General features: G+C 72.6%; 17 protein-coding genes. 11 read left to right on the top strand and 6 right to left on the bottom strand.

What is annotated here, in order from left to right; all coding sequences use genetic code 11:
• Positions 1 to 67 precede the first annotated feature (67 nt).
• Genes ACWEVS_RS25130 through ACWEVS_RS25145 form a run of 4 tightly spaced genes read left to right on the top strand, consistent with a single transcriptional unit; the run spans position 68 to position 4,775 of the window.
• Positions 68 to 817 carry a GNAT family N-acetyltransferase gene (locus ACWEVS_RS25130; RefSeq protein ID WP_452553612.1) on the top strand — a complete coding sequence of 250 codons (750 nt, stop codon included), beginning with the start codon at positions 68 to 70 and terminating at the stop codon, positions 815 to 817.
• A gap of 34 nt (positions 818 to 851) precedes the next feature.
• Positions 852 to 2,654, top strand: a complete 1,803-nt coding sequence (locus ACWEVS_RS25135; RefSeq protein WP_452553614.1) for a zinc-binding dehydrogenase — start codon at positions 852 to 854, stop codon at positions 2,652 to 2,654.
• 16 nt (positions 2,655 to 2,670) lie between these two features.
• Positions 2,671 to 3,621: a helix-turn-helix transcriptional regulator gene (locus tag ACWEVS_RS25140; RefSeq protein WP_354904613.1), complete on the top strand. Its 951-nt coding sequence runs from the start codon at positions 2,671 to 2,673 to the stop codon at positions 3,619 to 3,621.
• 35 nt (positions 3,622 to 3,656) lie between these two features.
• Entirely contained in the window at positions 3,657 to 4,775 is a 1,119-nt protein-coding gene (locus ACWEVS_RS25145; protein WP_452553616.1) for a C45 family autoproteolytic acyltransferase/hydolase, read from the top strand.
• Here ACWEVS_RS25145 and ACWEVS_RS25150 read toward each other — a convergent pair.
• Positions 4,700 to 5,398 carry a response regulator gene (locus ACWEVS_RS25150; RefSeq protein ID WP_452414267.1) on the bottom strand — a complete coding sequence of 233 codons (699 nt, stop codon included), beginning with the start codon at positions 5,396 to 5,398 and terminating at the stop codon, positions 4,700 to 4,702. The two genes, ACWEVS_RS25145 and ACWEVS_RS25150, sit on opposite strands and share 76 nt — an antisense overlap.
• The gene (locus ACWEVS_RS25155) at positions 5,395 to 6,501 is read right to left on the bottom strand and encodes a sensor histidine kinase (RefSeq protein WP_449924596.1); all 1,107 of its coding nucleotides are present in this window, start codon (positions 6,499 to 6,501) and stop codon (positions 5,395 to 5,397) included. The genes ACWEVS_RS25150 and ACWEVS_RS25155 overlap by 4 nt, the downstream gene beginning before the upstream one ends.
• Before the next feature lie 99 nt (positions 6,502 to 6,600).
• Between ACWEVS_RS25155 and ACWEVS_RS25160 the strand changes: the two genes are divergently transcribed.
• Positions 6,601 to 7,632 carry a carboxymuconolactone decarboxylase family protein gene (locus tag ACWEVS_RS25160; RefSeq protein WP_452414268.1) on the top strand — a complete coding sequence of 344 codons (1,032 nt, stop codon included), beginning with the start codon at positions 6,601 to 6,603 and terminating at the stop codon, positions 7,630 to 7,632.
• On the opposite strand, the gene ACWEVS_RS25165 is transcribed toward ACWEVS_RS25160, so the two are convergent.
• From ACWEVS_RS25165 to ACWEVS_RS25175, 3 genes are read right to left on the bottom strand one after another with little or no spacing between them, the layout of a single operon-like run.
• On the bottom strand, positions 7,541 to 8,968 hold the full coding sequence (locus ACWEVS_RS25165) for an AMP-binding protein (protein WP_452553618.1): 1,428 nt from the start codon (positions 8,966 to 8,968) through the stop codon (positions 7,541 to 7,543). The genes ACWEVS_RS25160 and ACWEVS_RS25165 overlap by 92 nt on opposite strands.
• Positions 8,968 to 10,014 carry an acyl-CoA dehydrogenase family protein gene (locus ACWEVS_RS25170; RefSeq protein ID WP_449924604.1) on the bottom strand — a complete coding sequence of 349 codons (1,047 nt, stop codon included), beginning with the start codon at positions 10,012 to 10,014 and terminating at the stop codon, positions 8,968 to 8,970. Before ACWEVS_RS25170 ends, ACWEVS_RS25165 begins: the two co-directional genes overlap by 1 nt.
• On the bottom strand, positions 10,011 to 11,141 hold the full coding sequence (locus ACWEVS_RS25175; RefSeq protein ID WP_449924606.1) for an acyl-CoA dehydrogenase family protein: 1,131 nt from the start codon (positions 11,139 to 11,141) through the stop codon (positions 10,011 to 10,013). The genes ACWEVS_RS25170 and ACWEVS_RS25175 overlap by 4 nt, the downstream gene beginning before the upstream one ends.
• 148 nt (positions 11,142 to 11,289) lie before the next feature.
• Between ACWEVS_RS25175 and ACWEVS_RS25180 the strand changes: the two genes are divergently transcribed.
• Genes ACWEVS_RS25180 through ACWEVS_RS25205 form a run of 6 tightly spaced genes read left to right on the top strand, consistent with a single transcriptional unit; the run spans position 11,290 to position 16,621 of the window.
• The gene (locus ACWEVS_RS25180) at positions 11,290 to 12,633 is read left to right on the top strand and encodes an ATP-binding protein (protein WP_449924609.1); all 1,344 of its coding nucleotides are present in this window, start codon (positions 11,290 to 11,292) and stop codon (positions 12,631 to 12,633) included.
• Positions 12,634 to 12,635: 2 nt separating this feature from the next.
• Positions 12,636 to 13,991 (top strand): sensor histidine kinase, encoded by a 1,356-nt coding sequence (locus ACWEVS_RS25185; protein ID WP_452414271.1) that lies wholly within the window; start codon positions 12,636 to 12,638, stop codon positions 13,989 to 13,991.
• Positions 13,992 to 14,026: 35 nt separating this feature from the next.
• On the top strand, positions 14,027 to 14,608 hold the full coding sequence (locus ACWEVS_RS25190) for a TetR/AcrR family transcriptional regulator (RefSeq protein WP_452414272.1): 582 nt from the start codon (positions 14,027 to 14,029) through the stop codon (positions 14,606 to 14,608).
• A 28-nt stretch (positions 14,609 to 14,636) separates the two neighbouring features.
• Positions 14,637 to 15,614 carry an AurF N-oxygenase family protein gene (locus ACWEVS_RS25195; RefSeq protein WP_449924615.1) on the top strand — a complete coding sequence of 326 codons (978 nt, stop codon included), beginning with the start codon at positions 14,637 to 14,639 and terminating at the stop codon, positions 15,612 to 15,614.
• Complete coding sequence (locus ACWEVS_RS25200; protein WP_449924618.1) at positions 15,611 to 16,402, top strand: SDR family NAD(P)-dependent oxidoreductase; 792 nt, start codon at positions 15,611 to 15,613, stop codon at positions 16,400 to 16,402. The genes ACWEVS_RS25195 and ACWEVS_RS25200 overlap by 4 nt, the downstream gene beginning before the upstream one ends.
• 24 nt (positions 16,403 to 16,426) lie before the next feature.
• On the top strand, positions 16,427 to 16,621 hold the full coding sequence (locus tag ACWEVS_RS25205; protein WP_354904644.1) for a hypothetical protein: 195 nt from the start codon (positions 16,427 to 16,429) through the stop codon (positions 16,619 to 16,621).
• A gap of 90 nt (positions 16,622 to 16,711) precedes the next feature.
• Here the strand turns inward: ACWEVS_RS25205 and ACWEVS_RS25210 are convergent, their stop codons facing one another.
• Entirely contained in the window at positions 16,712 to 17,416 is a 705-nt protein-coding gene (locus ACWEVS_RS25210; protein WP_452553620.1) for an NAD-dependent epimerase/dehydratase family protein, read from the bottom strand.

The raw sequence follows: 17,416 nt of genomic DNA on the forward strand, positions 1-17,416 counted from the left end.
GGCAACACCCTGCCGGCGAGGGTCCGCCGCGCGGGGTGAGAGCGGCCGGCTCGGATAGATTCCCAAGGTGACGACTGTCCAGGTGGAAGTGCGCGAGCTGCACCGGATCGACGAGTTCGCCGACGTGTTCAGGCTGTTCGACGAGATCTGGCACCCCGACCCGGCCAACCCGCCCGTCACCGTCGAGCTGATGCGGGTCCTGTCCCACACGGGAAGCTACGTCGCCGGCGCCTACGCGGGCGACCGCCTGGTGGGCGCCTCGGTGGGCGTTCTCGCCGCGGGCAACACCCTGCACTCGCACGTCACGGGCGCCGCCCAGGGCGGCAGGGGCATCGGCCAGGCGCTGAAGGCGCACCAGCGCGACTGGTGCGCCCGGCGCGGCATCGACCGCATCACCTGGACCTTCGACCCGCTCGTGCGCCGCAACGCCTACTTCAACCTCGCCAAGCTCGGCGCCCGCCCCGTGGAGTACGTGGAGAACTTCTACGGCCCGATGGCGGACGCGATCAACGAGGGTGACGAGTCCGACCGGCTGGTGGTCGAGTGGCCGGTGAAGGAGCGGGCCCCGGCGCGGGAGCCGTACGAGGGAGTGGTGGCGCTGGAGGAGGAGGACCGGCTGCCGGTCAGGGGGGCGGTGAAGGGGCCGGTGGCGCTGGTCGGGACGCCCGCCGACATCGAGGCGCTGCGCCGCGAGGACCCCTCGGCGGCCGTGGCCTGGCGCCTGGCGATGCGCGAGGTGCTGGGCGGGCTGATGGCCGAGGGCGGGCAGGTCGTGGCCTTCACCGGGAACGGTGAATACGTCGTGCTGTCAGGTTGACCTGAAGCTTGCTTGAGGTTCAAGACTGACTGGTATGAGAGTTATCGAGGTGACGCGGTTCGGCGGTCCCGAGGTGCTGCGGGCGCGCGAGGTCGGCGATCCGGTGGCGGGGCCGGGACAGGTCGTGGTGCGCGTGACGGCGGCCGACGTCCTCGCGGTCGAGGCGCAGCTGCGCACGGGCTGGGGCGTCGAGTGGTCCGGGACGCGCCCGCCGTTCGTGCCGGGGACCGGTGTTGCGGGGCACGTGCTGTCGGTCGGCGAGGGGGTGGATCCGGCGTGGCGGGGCCGCAGGGTGGCCGCGATGGTCAGCGGCGGCTACGCCGAGCAGGCGCTGGCCGGGGTGGAGGCGCTGGTGCCGGTGCCCGACGACCTGTCGTTGCCCGAGGCGGCGGCGTTGCTGCAGGTGGGTCCGGCCGCGCTCAGCCTGATCGACGCGGCCGAGCTGAAGCCCGGTACGCGGGTGCTGGTCACCGGCGCGGGCGGCGGGCTCGGCCTGGTGCTGGTCGAGCTGGCCGCGGCGGCGGGCGCCGAGGTCACCGCCGCGGCCACCGCTCCTGACAAGCGGCGCCGGGCCGAGCTGCTCGGGGCGGCGCACACCGAGGTGGCCGGCCCGTTCGAGGTGGTCTTCGACGGCGTGGGCGGCGAGCAGGGTGCCAGGGCGGCCGAGCTGACCGTGCGGGGCGGCAGGTTCTTCGCCTACGGCGTCGCGGCGGGCGGGCCCGCCCCTGTCGACGCCGCCGAGGCCGAGCGGAGCGGGATCACCGTCGTCGGCATGGAGCAGGTGCAGTTCGCGCCTGAGGACTTCGGGCGGCTGGCCGGGCGGGCCTTCGCGGCGGGGATCACGCCGACGATCGGGCTGGCCGTCCCGCTGGACCGGGCGGCCGAGGCGCACACCGCGATCGAGCGGCGCACGCTCGTGGGCAAGGCGGTCCTGCTGGCCACCTCGCGCGCCGTCCGCTACCGCGAGTACGGCGAGGCGGACGTGCTGACCGTCGACGAGGTGCCCATCCCGGCGCCCGGCCCCGGCCAGGTGCGGGTGGCGGTGCGGGCGGCCGGTGTGAACGCCCTCGACTGGAAGTTCCGCAGGGGCTACATGGTGGTCCCGCTGGAGGAGCCGGCCGGCACGGGGATCGAGGTCTCCGGCACGATCGACGCGCTCGGCGAGGGCGTCGAGGGCTGGTCGGTGGGCCGGCCGGTGTTCGGCAGGGTGGCGACCGGCGGCCTGGCCGACCACGTGCTCGCCGACCCCGCGCAGCTGCTGCCGAAACCGGACCACCTGTCCTACGAGGAGGCCGCGGCGCTGCCCGTGGCCGCGGAGACCGCCGCGCGGACGCTGGCGGAGCTGGACGTCGAGCCCGGCCGGCGGCTGCTGATCCACGCGGTGGCGGGCGGTGTCGGCCTGGTCGCCGCCCAGCTGGCCCGTGCCAGGGGCGTCGAGGTCGTCGGGACGGCCAGCGAGGGCCATCACGCGTTCCTGCGCGACCTCGGTGTCACCCCCGTCACCTACGGCGACGGCTGGGCGGAGCGGGCCGGTCGGGTCGACGCCGTGCTGGACGCCTCCGGCAGGGGCGTGCTGGCCGACTCGGTGCGGCTGACCGGCGACGCGGGCAAGGTGGTCACGATCGCCGATCCGCGGGCGGGCGAGTTCGGCGTGCGCTTCTCGCAGGGCGGCCCGGACCCGGAGCCGGTCCGGCGGGTCGTCGAGTCGGGCGCCGTGCGCATGCCGATCGCCCGGGTGTTCCCGCTGGAACAGGCCGCCGACGCGCACCGGCTGAGCGAGGACGGTCACCTGCTCGGCAAGATCGTCGTGATCACGGAAGCGGACGTTCCGCGATAGGCGGCACACTGGGGGCATGCTCGAAACCTCGGCTCGCCTGCTCAAGCTCCTCTCGCTGCTGCAGGCGCACAGGGAGTGGTCCGGCCCGGAGCTGGCCACCCGCCTGGGCGTCACGACCAGGACGGTGCGCAACGACGTGGAGCGCCTGCGCACCCTCGGCTATCCGGTGCACGCCACCCCGGGCGTGGCGGGCGGCTACCGCCTCGGGGCGGGCGCCGCCCTGCCTCCGCTGCTGCTCGACGACGAGGAGGCGGTGGCGGTCGCGGTCGGCCTCGGCCGGGCGGCCGGCGGCGGGGTGGCGGGCATCGAGGAGAGCTCGGTGCGGGCGCTGGCCAAGCTGGAGCAGGTCCTGCCGGCCAAGCTGCGGCACAGGGTCAGCGCGCTCAACGCCTACACCGTGCAGATCCCCGGCGCGGCGCCCGCGGTGCCGCCGGAGGTGCTGACCACGATCGCCAACGCCGCGCGCGACCACGAGCGGCTGCGCTTCGACTACACCGGTCACGACGGCGCCACCGGCACGCGCGAGGCCGAGCCGTACCGGCTGGTGCACCGGCGCGGGCGCTGGTACCTGGTGGCCTGGGACGTCGAGCGGCGCGACTGGCGGACGTTCAGGGTCGACAGGATCACCACCCGCACCCCGAACGGCCCCCGCTTCACCCCCCGCGAGCTGCCGTTCGACGTGGCCGAGCACGTGGAGCGGGGGGTCAGTACCGCGATGTGGCGCTACCGGGCCAAGGTGCTGGTGCACGCGCCCGCCGACCGGATGGCCGGGCTGCCGACCGGGCTCGACTTCGAGCCGGTCGACGAGCACACCTCGATCGCGCATCTCGGCGGCGACGACCTCACCGGCATCGCGGTCTGGATCGGCATGCTCGACGTCGACTTCGAGGTGATCGAGCCGCCGGAACTGGCCGAGGTGGTCAGCAGGCTGGCGGAGCGTTACCGCAGGGCGGTCAGCGAGCGGTAGGCGGACGGTCAGCGCCCGGGCCGAGGCTCGGTGGCATGACCATTGTCAAGCGAATCGCCGGCGGCGAGGACGACTTCCAGCTCGTGCGGCACCTGACCGTGCGCGGCAGCCAGTTCGAGATCGGTAAGGCGCTGGCGCAGGAGGCACGTACCCGCTCGGGCTGGGCGCCGGGTCCCGCCGACCAGACGGTGAACAGGGCGCGCATGGCCTGGTTCGAGCACTTCTGGCCGCAGCACCACGAACGGCTGGACGGCGTGGCGGCGGCCTTCGACCTCGACCCCGACCGTGACGACCTCATCATGGACGGGTTGAACGCGCTGCCCATGGGCTCGGGCTGCTCGGCGCTGTGGTGCCCGCCCTCGGCCGCGACCGACGGGCACGGCAGGATCGCCCGCAACTACGATTTCTTCACCCTCACCACCAGCGAGATCATGGGCGGGGCCGCGAAACCGGGCGAGCTGCCCATGGCCTCCCGCCCTTACGTGATCACCACGATCCCCGACGAGGGCCTGGCCTCCACCGTCATCACGATGAACGAGCTCGACGGCTGCATGGACGGGGTCAACGCGGCGGGTCTCGCGGTCGTGCTGCTCATCGCGGACGTCGCCCATGCCGCGCCGCCCGAGTCGGCCGACCCGCGGGTGGGGCTCAGCTCGGTGCAGCTGCCCAGGTTCGTGCTGGACACCTGCGAGAACGTCGAGCAGGCCAAGCGGGCGCTGCTGATGGCCAAGCACTACGATCACGGCCTGCCCCTGCACTACCTGATCGCCGACGCCGCGGGGAAGGCGTTCGTGTGGGAGAGCGAGCGCATCATCGACGCGGGCGACGCGCCGATGTGCGTGACCAACCACCCGCTGCACCGCCACCCCGACCCCATGGCGCTGCCCGACGACGACGAGACCACGATGGACACCTTCGGCCGGTTGCGCAGGCTGCACGAGCGGAGCAGGGACGTGCCGCTGTCGGCCGAGCGCCTGTCGGGCGCGCTGGGCGAGGTCGCCGCCGGAGCGGACAAGCCGTGGCGCACCACGTGGACGAGCGTGCTCGACACCAGGGACAGGACGCTGACCGCCCGCTTCTATCTCGGCGACGCCCCGGAGGGCGGCACCAGGTTCACCGGGGAGCTGCGCTTCGAGATCAGGCCCGATTCGTAGGCGATGACCACCAGCTGGGCGCGGTCGCGCGCGCCCAGCTTCACCATGGCCCTGCTGACGTGGGTCTTGGCGGTGAACGGGCTGATCACCATGTGGGCGGCGATCTCGTCGTTGGACAGGCCGCGCCCGACCAGTGCCAGCACCTCCCGCTCGCGCCTGGTCAGCGAGCCGAGGTCGGTCACCTGCCGCACGGGGGCGCGCTGGACGAACTCGTCCATCAGCCGGCGCGTGATCGCGGGCGACAGCAGCGCGTCTCCCCTGGCCGCCACCCTGATGCCGGACAGCAGGTCGGCCGGGTCGGTGTCCTTGAGCAGGAAGCCGGCCGCGCCCGCGCGCAGCGCGTCGAGCACGTACTCGTCGACGCCGTAGTTGGTCAGCATCACCACGTGCACGCCTGCCAGGCGCTCGTCGGAGGCGATGCGCCTGGTGGCCTCGATGCCGTCCATGACGGGCATCTGGATGTCGAGGAGCGCGACGTGCGGCTGGTGCCGTACGGCCAGCTCGACGGCCTGGCGGCCGTCGGCCGCCTCGCCGACCACCCGCAGGTCGTCCTCGGCGTCCAGCAGCGCCCGGAACCCAGCTCTGATCAGCGCCTGGTCGTCGGCGAGCAGCACGTTGATCATGACTGCGCCGCCGGGAGCTCGGCCCTGACGGTGAAGCCGCCCTCGGGTCGCGGTCCGGTGCGCAGCCGGCCGCCGAGCGCGGTGACGCGCTCGCGCATGCCTGTCAGGCCGACACCCGGCTGGTGTCCGTGTTCCGGTACGGCGGTGCCGTCGTCGTCGATCTGCACGACCACCTCGTCAGGCAGGTATCCGATGCGCACGGAGGCGGAGGCGGGCCCCGCGTGCCTGGTGATGTTGGTCAGCGCCTCCTGGACGATGCGGTAGGCGGCCCTGCCGACCTCGGCGGGCACCGGCCGCGGCGATCCGCTGACCTCGACGTTGGCGGGCAGCCCCGCCGCGCGGGCCCGTTCGACCAGGTCGGGCACCTGCTCGAGGCCGCTGCCGTCGGGCGCGCGCAGCACTTCCAGCGTGGCGCGCAGCTCGCGCATCGCGTCGGCGCTGGCCTGCTGGATGGCGGTCAGCGCGGCGGGCACCTCCTCGCCCCGCTTGCGGGCCAGGTGCGCGGCCACGCCGGCCTGCACCTTGATGATCGAGATGCTGTGGGTGAGGGAGTCGTGCAGCTCGCGGGCGATGCGCAGCCGTTCCTCCCCCGCGCGGCGCAGGGCGGTCTCCTCGCGGGTTCGCTCGGCCTCCGTCGCACGCTGCTCGACCTGCTCCAGGTAGTGGCTCCAGGCGCGCTTGGCCTCGCCGATCACCGCGGCCGCCACGAGCCAGCCCACCAGCAGCACCCTGCCCTCGATGGCCGCCCTGGGCGGCAGCGCCGTCGTCGAGTCCTGCCCGAAGGCGAACATGCCGGTCAGGAAGACCACGATGCCGGCCAGGGCGGCCGGGTGCCGGCCCTGCCTGACCGTGGTGTAGACGGCGATGAGGACGGGGAAGACGGCCGCCGCGCCGGGGTGGGCGCGGGCGCTGTAGGCCAGCATGCAGGCGACGGTGACGGCCAGCACCGCGACGGGGTGGCGGCGCCGGAGCGCGAGCACGAGCGTGCCGCCCAGCAGCAGCGCGTAGTCCAGCGGGGCCAAGCCCGGCGAGAGCAGCAGCTCACCGCCCACCTGCGCCGCCGCCACCACCACGGCGAGCAGCGCGTCCCGATCGAGCCTCATACCGGCACAATAGAGGCAGCCGCCGGGCCGGACGTCGTACGCAGGGAGTACTTCGTGCGCGTGACGACAGTCGGGCCGTGCCCCCGTCAGTGTGGCGGCATGACCCGATACGTCACTCCCGTGGGCAAGAACGTCCGCAGCGGTCCCGTCGGCCAGATCTACGCGCAGCTCAAGACGGACTTCGGGTTCGTCGGCGAGATGTTCATGAGCCTCTCCCCCGCGCCCGAGGTGCTGGCCGCCACCTGGGCGCTGCTGCGCGAGTCGCTGCTGGCCGGCCCCTCGTCCAGGACCGACAAGGAGGTCATCGCGCTCGGCGTCTCGCTGGCCAACCGGTGCCCGTTCTGCGTCGACGCGCACACCGTGCTCCTGCACGCCACGGGCGACCACGCGCTGGGCGAGGCGATCGCGCGCGGCGAGCGGCCCGCCGACCCGCACCACGCGACGCTGCTGGCGTGGGCGCGGCGCGAGCGCCCGGCCGCGCTGCCGGCCGACCACGTGGGCACGGCACTGGCCTTCCACTTCATCAACAGGATGGTGTCGGCGCTGGTGGGCGAGAACCTGTTTCCCGCCGGCGCCGCCACCTCGCCGGTGGTACGGCGGGCGGCCGGCACGGCGATGGCCCGCGTCGTGCGCCGGCGGCTCGTGGCGGGAGAGAGCCTGCCGCTGCTGGCGCTCGGCCGCCGGCCGGCGGGCCCGGAGCCCGCGTGGGCGGACGGCTCCCCCGTCGGCACGGCGTACGCGGCCCTCCGGCAGGCGGCGGAGGGCCGGGTCCTCGGCGAGCGTGCGAGGGCGGTCGTCAGGGCGGCCGTCGAGGAGCACGACGCCACGCATCCGCCGCTCGGCACCGCGTGGCTGGACGGCCCGCTGGCGGAGCTGCCTGCCGACGAGCGACCGGCGGTGAGGCTGGCGTTGCTGGGGGCGCTGGCGCCGTACCGGATCACCGAGGCGGACGTGGCGGCGTGGCCGGCGCCCGACGCCGACCTGGTGCGGCTGCTGGCCTTCGGCGCGTTCGCCGCTGTCGAGCACGTGGAGCGGGAGATCATCCGGGGGGTGCCAGGTACTCCTCCCGCACCTTCGAGCGCGACAGCTTCCCCGTCGGCGTCCGCGGCAGCTCCGTCCGGAACTCGATGACCTTGGGGTGCTTGAACCTGGCGATCCGCGGCTCCAGGTGGGCGCGCAGTTCCTCCTCCGTGACCGGCGCGTGCGGTTGCACCAACGCCACGACGTTGTGGCCCCACTCCTCGTCGGGCACGCCGATGACGGCGGCGTCGGCGACCGCAGGGTGTTCGAGCAGCGCGGCCTCGATCTCGGCGGGGTAGATGTTGACCCCGCCCGAGATGATCAGGTCGGTGCGCCGGTCACACAGGAACAGGTAGCCGTCCTCGTCGAGGTAGCCGATGTCGCCCGGGGCGTACCACTCGCCGCGCATGCTGGCGGCGGTCTTGGCCGGGTCCTTGCGGTACTCGAAGGTGCCGAGGCCGGACTTGACGTGGATCATGCCGGGCTCGCCCGGGGGCAGCTCCTCGCCGCGCTCGTCGAGGATCTTCGCCTCGAAGGTGGGCGCGGGCCTGCCGACCGTGCCTGGCCGGGCCAGCCATTCGTGCGGCTTGACCGAGAAGGCGATGGTCGACTCGGTCGAGCCGTAGTACTCGTAGAGCACCGGCCCCCACCAGTCCATGATCGCCTTCTTGACGGCCACGGGGCAGGCCGCGGCGGTGTGGATCACCTGCCGGAGCGAGGACACGTCGTACCTCTTCCTGACCTCCTCGGGCAGCAGGAGCATCCGGTGGAACATCGTGGGCACCATCATCGCGTTGGTGACCCGGTACCTGTCGATCAGCTCCAGGATCGGCTCGGGGTCGAAGCGCGGCGCGATGACCAGCGTGTGGCCGAGGTGCAGCGCGAACTGCGTGTGCGCGCACGGCGCGGAGTGGTACATGGGCGAGGTGACCAGGTGCACGCCGTCGCCGGCCCGCAGGTCGACCACCTCGCCGAGGAACCACGCGTACAGCGGCAGGACGGCCTCCGGCGCGGCCCCCGGCAGCGGGCGCTGCACGCCCTTCGGGAAGCCCGTGGTGCCCGAGGTGTACCACATGACCGCGCCCGCGGTGCGGTCGCCGGGGGCGCCGGACGGCATGCCCTCGGCCAGCGCGGCCACGTCCTCGGGCCCGGTGACGACCACCTTGGCGTCGCAGTCGCCGAGGATGTAGTCGATCTCGGCCTGGGCGAGATGCCAGTTGACCGGCACGTAGTAGAGGCCGATCTGGCCGGTGGCCATGAGCATGACGACCGGGTCGACGCCGTTGCGCAGCACGCCCGCCACGACGTCGCCGGTGACCAGGCCGCGGGCGCGCAGGCCGTGGGAGACCTGGTTGACGCGGGCGAGCAGCTCTCCGTAGGTGGTGCGCGGCTCGGCCACCGCCAGGCGTCCCGGGTCGGCGGCGGCCGTCTCGTAGAACCCGTTCATCACAGCTCCAGCAGGTGGGCCAGCCGCTCGCGGTGCGTGCGGGGCGGGCCGAGCAGGACCTCGTCGGTCTTGGCCCGCTTGTAGTACAGGTGGGCGTCGTGCTCCCAGGTGAACCCGATGCCGCCGTGCAGGAGCAGGTGGTCGCGGGCCACCTCGAAGCAGGCCCTGCCGACGTAGGCCTGGGCGAGGGCGGCGGCCTCCGGCAGCTCGCCGGGCGCCGCGTCGGCCGCCCACGCCGCGTAGCGGACGATCGACTCGGCCTGCTCGAGCTTGGCGTGCATGTCGGCGAGCTTGTGCTTGACGCCCTGGTAGGAGCCGATGTACCGGCCGAAGGCGACGCGGATCTTGGCGTAGGCCACGATGGCGTCGAGGCAGGCCCGCATGACGCCCAGCTGCTCGGCGGCGAGGGCGACCGAGAACAGGCTCCGTGCCTGCTCCAGCGCGGCCCCGTCGTCCGGCGCGCCGAGCACCCTGGCCGGCGCGCCCGCGAGCACGACCTCGGCCATGCTCCTGGTCTGGTCGAGGGGGGTCAGCGGCAGGCGGGTGACGCCCTGGCCGTCGAGTTCGATCGCGGCCAGCGTGACGCCGTCGTGGCGGGTGACCGGCACCAGCAGCACGTCGGCCTCGGCGGCGTCGAGCACCTGCGGCAGCCGGCCGTCCACCAGCGCCCGGCCGTCGCGGAGGGTGACGAGCGGCTCGCCGCCCGCCGCCAGCGGCGCGACCGTGGCCGTGAGGCGTCCCTCCGCGATGGCGGTGAGCAGTTCCTTGTCGGGCAGGCGGGTCAGGGTGAGGGCGGCCAGCGTGGTGGCGAGGAAGGGGCCGGGCAGCAGCGCCGCGCCCGTCTCCTCCAGCACGACGGCGAGCTCGGTCATGCCGGCGCCGGCTCCGCCGTACTCCTCGGGGATGATCAGGCCGGACAGGCCGAGCTCCCCGTTGAGCCGGGCGTAGACGGCGGGCGAGTGTCCCTCGCGCGGTGAGACGGTCCGCAGGAAGGAGCCGACCGTCGCGCGCAGCTCCTGCTGTTCCTTGCCGAGTACGAGCTTCACCCCTGCGTCCCCACCTTCAGGTCCTTGAACGGCACGGTCTTGTCCACGCGCGGCTCGGGCGGCAGGCCGAGGACGCGTTCGCCGACGATGTTGCGCATGATCTCGTTCGTGCCGCCGCCCAGGGCCATGGCGGGCGCCAGGCACAGGGCGTGCGACAGGCGCTCGTCGACCACGGCCTCGGGTCCGACCAGCGACGTGGCGAGGTCGGCCTGGAACAGCGTGAGCTCGGCCAGCAGCAGCTTGGCCGCGCTGCCCCGCGCGCCGGGGAAGATCCCCGCCCGGGTCTCCTGGGCCAGCCGCTGGTTGAACAGCGAGAGCGCACGGGTGCGGATGTGCAGCTCGACGAGCTGGTCGCGGACGTAAGGGTCGCCGGTGTCGACGACCTGGCGCAGCTCGGCCAGCCAGTCGACGCCGCCGCCCATGCCGACGCCCGCGGAGATCGACAGCCGCTCGTGCAGCAGCGTCGTCACCGCCACGCTCCAGCCGTCGTCGACCTCGCCGATCCGGTGGGCGTCGGGGACGGTCACGTCGTCGAAGAAGACCTCGTTGAAGTGCGCCCGCCCGGTCATGTCCTTGAGCGGCCTGACGGTGACGCCGGGGTGGTGCATGTCGACGGCGAACATCGTCAGCCCCTTGTGCTTGGGCACCTCGACGTCCGTCCTGGCCAGCAGCAGGCCCCAGTCGGCCTCCTGGGCGACCGAGGTCCAGACCTTCTGCCCGTTGACGACCCAGCCGTCGCCGTCGCGTACGGCCCGCGTCTGCAGACTGGCCACGTCGCTGCCGGCGCCCGGCTCGGAGAACAGCTGGCACCAGACCTCCTCGCCGCGCAGCAGGGGCCTGATGAAGCGCTCGCGCTGGGCGTCGCTGCCCCGGTCGAGGATCGTCGGCCCGCACATGCCGAGGCCGATGGAGAAGATGTAGGTGGGCAGCGTGTAGGCGCGGGCCTCGGCGGTGAAGGCGCGCTCCTCCGCCTGGGTGAGTCCCTGGCCGCCCCACCGCCGCGGCCAGGTGATGCCCGAGTAGCCGGCGTCGTGCAGCCTGGCCATGAACTCCCTCGCGTCGCCGGTGCGGCCGGCGTTCTCGGCCAGCCAGCTCCTGGCGGCGCTCCGATACTCCTCAAGGTTCACGGGCCCTCCTCGGTATCAGTGCTCACTTACTCTAATCAGCCCGCCTCCACCCGCCTAGTGCAGAGATTTGTCCTGATTTGTTAATGAATCTCCGTTAATTAGAGCCGAGGGCACCTAGTGTGATCATCTGATTACCAGGGGGAGAGGTGTGATCGCACGGTACGCAGGTTCGGTCCGTTCACGGCTGACGCTGATCGCGACGGTCGGCGTGGCCGCGCTCTGCGTCCTGGTCAACAGCCTCGTCCTCGTCGGCCTGCACAAGGCCGCGGTGGACTACCGGACCCAGGAGGTCACCAGCGCGGCCCTGCGCGTGGTCCACCTGGTCAAGCGCGGCGACCTGACCTCCGTGATCGTCACCGACGTCGAGGGCATCCAGGTGATCAACCTCGACGGCGAGGTGGTGGCCTCCACGGCCAACCTGATGGGCAAGGACCGGCTGCTCACCCTCATGCCGGACGAGGACAGCGCCAGCCGTACGGAGGTGGTGTGCGGGCTGACGGTGTTCGATCCGCCGTGCCAGATCGTCACCGTCTTCAGGGTCTACGAGATCGAGGGCGACTGGCTGGTGTACGCCTTCGGCGACACCGTGCCCTGGTACGTGCATCCGTGGGTGCTGGCGTTCCTGATCGGCATCTCGGCGGCGCTCACCGTGCTGACCTGGTTCGGCACCTCCCGCACGGTCGAGAGGACCCTCGCGCCCGTCGAGGCGATCAGGCAGAAGCTGGACGAGATCACCGCCACCGACCTGGGCCAGCGGGTGCCGGTCCCACCCAACCCCGACGAGCTGCACGCTCTGGCCAGGACCGCCAACAGGACGCTCGACCGGCTGGAGGCGGCGGTGGAGCAGCAGCGCAGGTTCGCCTCCGACGCCTCCCACGACCTGCGCAGCCCCATCACCGCCATGCGCGCGCAGGTGGAGGAGGCACTGCTGCACCCCGGCGACGCCGACTGGGAGGAGATCGCCCGCGCGCTGCTGGCCAGCCTCGACCGGCTGCAGGCCATCGTGACCGACCTGCTCACCCTCGCCAGGCTGGACGCCGGTGAGCCCCAGACGGTCGAGACGGTGGACCTGGCGCAGCTGGTGACCGACGAGCTGCGCGGCCGGCCCCACGGCAAGGAGGTCAAGCTCGACCTGCGTCCCGACGTGGTCGTGGACGGCGACCGGCTCAGGCTCGCCCGCCTGCTCACCAACCTGCTGGACAACGCCGAACGCCACGCCGAGACCGCGCTCACCGTCTCGGTCTACAACGAGGGCTCCGACGCGGTGCTGGAGGTCCTCGACGACGGCGCCGGCATCCCGCCGGACCAGCGGGAGTTCGTCTTCCGCCGCTTCACCAGGCTCGACGCCTCCCGCAACCGCGACGCCGGAGGCACCGGGCTCGGCCTGGCCATCGCGCGCGAGATCGCCCAGACCCACGGCGGCTCGCTGGGACTGGCCGACTCCGACACCGGCGCGCGCTTCGTACTCCGGCTGCCCGCGAAGGCGGGCTGAGCATGCTGACCACCTGGTCGGTACGGCGCCGGCTGACCCTCCTGGCCGGGATCACCGCCCTGGCCGGCTGCCTGGTCACCGCCGTCCTGGTCACCATGCTGACCCATGTGGTCCTGCACGACTACCGGACCGAGCAGGCCGCCGCGGCCAGCCACAGGGTCGCCTTCAACGTGGAGTCCTTCGCGCCCGACCGCCTCAAGCCGCTGACCCCCACCGAGGAGATCGACCTCATCCAGGTGGCCGACGACCACGGCATCGTCCGCCAGGCCAGCGCCCGCCTGACGGGCAAGCCGCTGCTGGTCGACGTGAACGCCACGGGCGACGACGGCAGGGTGGACACGACCATCTGCACGCGCCTGGTGCCGGGCGAGCACTGCCTGATCGCCGTCACCTACCGGGCCAAGGTGGGCGACGGCTACTGGATGGTCAACTCCTACGCCCCGGTGGTCCCCTGGTACATCCACCCCCTGTACCTGCTGGGGGTGGGGCTGGCCGTGGTGGTCCTGACCGGGCTGGCCACGGCCGGCGCGTGGGTCACCGTGCGCAGGGCCCTGGCCCCGGTCAAGACCATCAAGAACGAGCTGGCCGAGATCACCGCCACGGACCTGGGCCGCAGGGTCCCGCCCTCGCGCCACGAGGACGAGATCTCCGACCTGGCCGAGACGGTCAACCAGACGCTCGACCGGCTGGAGGCGGCGGTGGAGCAGCAGCGCAGGTTCGCCTCCGACGCCTCCCACGACCTGCGCAGCCCCATCACCGCCATGCGGACGCAGGTCGAGGAGGCCATGCTGCATCCGGACGACACCGACTGGCCCCAGACCAGCAAGGCCCTGCTGTCCAGCATCGACCGGCTGCAGGCGATCGTGGCCGACCTGCTCACGCTGACCAAGCTCGACTCGGGCGCGCCGGGCGCGAGGGAGCCCGTGGACCTGGGCGTGCTGGTGGCCGAGGAACTGGCCCGGCGATCGAGGGGCAAGACGATCATCCGCCATCTGGAGCGGGGCGTGGTGGTGACCGGCGACCGGCTGCGGCTGGCCAGGCTGCTCACCAACCTGCTCGACAACGCCGAGCGCCACGCCGAGACCAGCATCCAGGTGTCGGTGTCCGCGGGCCGCGACGCGGTGCTCGAGGTGCTGGACGACGGCGCGGGCATCGCACCCGACCAGCGCGAGATCGTCTTCCGCCGCTTCACCAGGCTCGACGCCTCCCGCAACCGCGACGCCGGGGGCACGGGCCTGGGCCTGCCGATCGCCAGGGAGATCGCCAGGACGCACGGCGGTACGCTCAAGATCGCCGACTCCCTCGTAGGCGCCCGCTTTGTCCTACATCTTCCTCTACGCAACGGTTACCACGGGTAATACAGTTTCCCCCTGTGACACGTGGTTTCAGCCGATTGCGGCGAGAAGACTTACTCAAAAGCGCCTGCGAGGTCATCGCGGCACAGGGCTTCGGGCACACCAGGACGCTCGACATCGCGCGGGCGGCGGGCGTCAGCCAGGCGTTGCTCTTCTACCACTTCGAGACCAAGGACAAACTCTTCGCGCAGGCCTTCGCCTACGCGGCCAGGCGGGACCTCGACGCGCTCGCGCGGCTGGAGCGCTCCGGCGGCACCGCCGTGGAGCGGCTGCGCACGCTGCTCAAGATCTACTCCCCCACGGGCTCGGCCAAGATGTGGCGCGTATGGATCGACGCCTGGGCGGAGTCGATGCGCAGCGACGACCTGGAGGAGACCTCGCGCCGCCTGGACCTGCGCTGGAAGGAGTCCTTCCGGACGATCGTGGAGGAGGGCGTGGCCTCGGGGGCGTTCGTCTGCGCCGACCCGGAGGCGGCCACCTGGCGCATCCTGTCGCTCGTGGACGGTCTGGCCGTCCAGGTGACCGTCCACCGCAAAGTGCTGTCGCGGCGCAGGATCGCCGAACTGGTGCGCACGGCCGCGGCCGCCGAGCTCTGCATCGCGGCGGAGGACCTTTCGTAGTTATTGGATTCTCCGTACAATTGCGGCCATGACAGCTGCACCGAGCTCAACCGCCGCCAGGGAACGCGACGAGTCGGTCGCGGAGAAGCGCGCTTACGAGGCAGTCATCGAGCGCCTGTCGAAGGCATCGGTCGACAAGCACTGGGAGCCCTACGTCGACATCCCATGGGACGACCCCGACTTCCTCATCGACCCCGCCGACCCCCGGTGGGAACTGCCGCCGGTCGACAAGCTCGGCCGGCACCCCTGGTACCGGAGCCGCTCGCCGGAGACCAGGGCGCGCATCGGGCTGTGGCGGGTGGCGACGGCCATGAAGATCGGCCTGCAGTTCGAGAACCTGCTCAAGCGGGGGCTGCTCAACTACGCCTACCGGCTGCCCAACGGCTCGCCCGAGTTCCGCTACGTCTACCACGAGACCATCGAAGAGGGACATCACGGGATGATGTTCCAGGAGTTCGTCAACCGTACGAAGCTCCCGATCCGCGGCATGCCGGGGCCGCTGTCGCTGCTGGCCCAGGTGGCGCCGTGGATCCCGCTGATCTCCACCGAGCTGTTCTTCGTCTTCGTGCTCGGCGGCGAGGACCCGATCGACCACGTGCAGCGCAAGGTGCTCAAGGACGGCTACCGGCACCACCCGCTCGAAGAGACCATCATGCGCATCCACATCGCCGAGGAGGCCAGGCACATCTCCTTCGCGCGCCACTACCTGCGCCGCCGCGTGCCCCGGATGCCCCGCCACCGCCGCTTCGCGCTCGGCGTGCTGTCCCCCGTGATCCTCGGCTTCATGGCCAGGATCATGCTCTCCCCTCCCGGGCCGATGATCCGCGCCTTCAAGATCCCGCCCCAGGTGGTGGAGGAGGTCTACACGGGCAACCAGGAGTTCAAGGCGGAGATCCGCGACTCGGTGGGCAAGACCCGCGCGCTCTGCGCCGAGCTGGGCCTGGTCAACCCGGTGACCAGGCGGATCTGGCAGGTCATGGGGATCTGGGCGGAGCCGCGCCGGTGAGGACGGCGTTCGTCACCGGCGGCGCCTCCGGCATCGGCAGGGCGCTCGCCCAGGCGCTCACGGCGCGGGGCGTGGCCGTCACCGTCGCCGACCTGGCCGCGCCCGACCTTCCCGCCGTGGACCACGCCGAGGTCGACGTCACCTCCGCCGCCGCCGTCAGCGCCGCGGTCCAGGAGGTCGCACGCCGCCACGGCAGGCTCGACTTCGTCTTCAACAACGCGGGGATCGCGGTCGGCGGGCACGCCGAGGAGCTCACCCTCGACCACTGGAACAAGACGATCGACGTCAACCTGCGCGGGGTCGTGCACGGCGTGCACGCCGCCTATCCGATCATGATCGAGCAGGGGTTCGGCCACATCGTCAACACCGCCTCGCTGGCCGGGCTGGTGCCCGCGCCGCTCATGCTCCCCTACACGGCCACCAAGCACGCCGTCGTCGGGCTCTCGACCGCGCTGCGCGCCGAGGCGGCGGCGCACGGGGTCAGGGTGAGCGTGGTCTGCCCCGGGTTCACCGACACGCCGCTGCTGGACAACGCCAATCCGGGCCTGCCGTACACGGAGACGGGCGCCCAGGCGCGCAGCGCCGCGGTCAGGGCGCAGGGGCGGCTGTATCCCGTGGATTCGCTGGCGGCCGACATCATGCGCGGCGTCGCCCGCAACCAGGCGATCATCGTCGCCCCCGCCTCGGGGCGGGCGGCCTGGCGCGGCGCCCGGCTCTGGCCTGCCGGCGCGATCAGGGCGGCGGCGCTGGCCATCAGCCGCGTTTCACCCTCCCAGAAACGGACATAACTCGCATATCGGGGAGGTGGTGGTGTGAGTTCCAAGTCGCGGCAGACCCGCGAGCAGCACGCCCTGCGCGGCGAGTCCGAGACACCGGACGTCCAGCAGCCCTCGAAGGCGACGCGCCAGTCGTCGGCATGGACCAGGCGGACGGCGGGCGGCGGGGCACTCTCGCACCGGCTGGCCAAGTCCTCGCTCCCGTTGCGACGCGGCCAGCGTTCGAGCTAGCGGGTGCGACCCTGATGCCGGTCCCGTCACTCCCGTGCGGGACCGGCACGCGCGTGCCCTGGCGCCCTCGCTTCGGCGGGCGCGCGCGGGTCACCGGCGGCGGGCGCGCGGCCACCAGCCCAGGTCGTGCAGCGCCGGGGTCCAGTCGAGCCGGCTCCTCCTGTAGTCGCCGGTGATCGTGTAGGCGGCGAAACCAGGACCGCGCCGCTCCAGCGCGGCGACGAACGCCGCGGCCGCGTCGCCGGCCGCCGTCACCAGGTCGGAGTGGTCACCGGCGTAGGCCTGCCACTCCTCGTCCGGCATGGGGTGGACCAGGCGCAGCGCCGTGACGGTCAGATCATGCTCGCGGGCCGCGGCCTCGCAGATCTGCTCGCCCAGGCGCTTGGTGAGGCCGTAGGCGTCGACGGCGTCGGGCTCGGGCCGTTCGACGTAGTCGCGCGTGGCGTACCCCTCGAACACCGACATGCTGCTGGCGTGGACGGCCACCCGCGCCCCCGCCTGCGCGCAGGCCCGCAGCGTGACGTACAGGCCCGTGACGTTGACCGCGAAGTGGCTGTCGACCCACGCGTCACCTTCGCGCCAGCCCTCCTTCCTGCCCATGGCCAGGTAGACGAGCGCGTCGTGGCCCTCGGCCGCGCGCCGTACGTCGTCGTGGTCGGTGACGCTGCCCCGCACGTACGGCACGCCCGCGGCGGGCGGCCGCAGATCCATGACGGTCACGTCGTGGTGGGCGGCCAGCTCGGGCACGACCAGCGCGCCGACCGCGCCGGAACCGCCCGCGACGAGGACGCGCAC

The organism is Nonomuraea sp. NPDC003754, from assembly GCF_053605785.1.

Coding starts and splice junctions, on each gene's coding strand:
- ACWEVS_RS25185 (WP_452414271.1), top strand. CDS start 12,636: ATGCTGACCACCTGGTCGGTACGGCGCCGGCTGACCCTCCTGGCCGGG.
- ACWEVS_RS25150 (WP_452414267.1), bottom strand. CDS start 5,398: ATGATCAACGTGCTGCTCGCCGACGACCAGGCGCTGATCAGAGCTGGG.
- ACWEVS_RS25165 (WP_452553618.1), bottom strand. CDS start 8,968: ATGAACGGGTTCTACGAGACGGCCGCCGCCGACCCGGGACGCCTGGCG.
- ACWEVS_RS25140 (WP_354904613.1), top strand. CDS start 2,671: ATGCTCGAAACCTCGGCTCGCCTGCTCAAGCTCCTCTCGCTGCTGCAG.
- ACWEVS_RS25135 (WP_452553614.1), top strand. CDS start 852: ATGAGAGTTATCGAGGTGACGCGGTTCGGCGGTCCCGAGGTGCTGCGG.
- ACWEVS_RS25155 (WP_449924596.1), bottom strand. CDS start 6,501: ATGAGGCTCGATCGGGACGCGCTGCTCGCCGTGGTGGTGGCGGCGGCG.
- ACWEVS_RS25195 (WP_449924615.1), top strand. CDS start 14,637: ATGACAGCTGCACCGAGCTCAACCGCCGCCAGGGAACGCGACGAGTCG.
- ACWEVS_RS25145 (WP_452553616.1), top strand. CDS start 3,657: ATGACCATTGTCAAGCGAATCGCCGGCGGCGAGGACGACTTCCAGCTC.
- ACWEVS_RS25160 (WP_452414268.1), top strand. CDS start 6,601: ATGACCCGATACGTCACTCCCGTGGGCAAGAACGTCCGCAGCGGTCCC.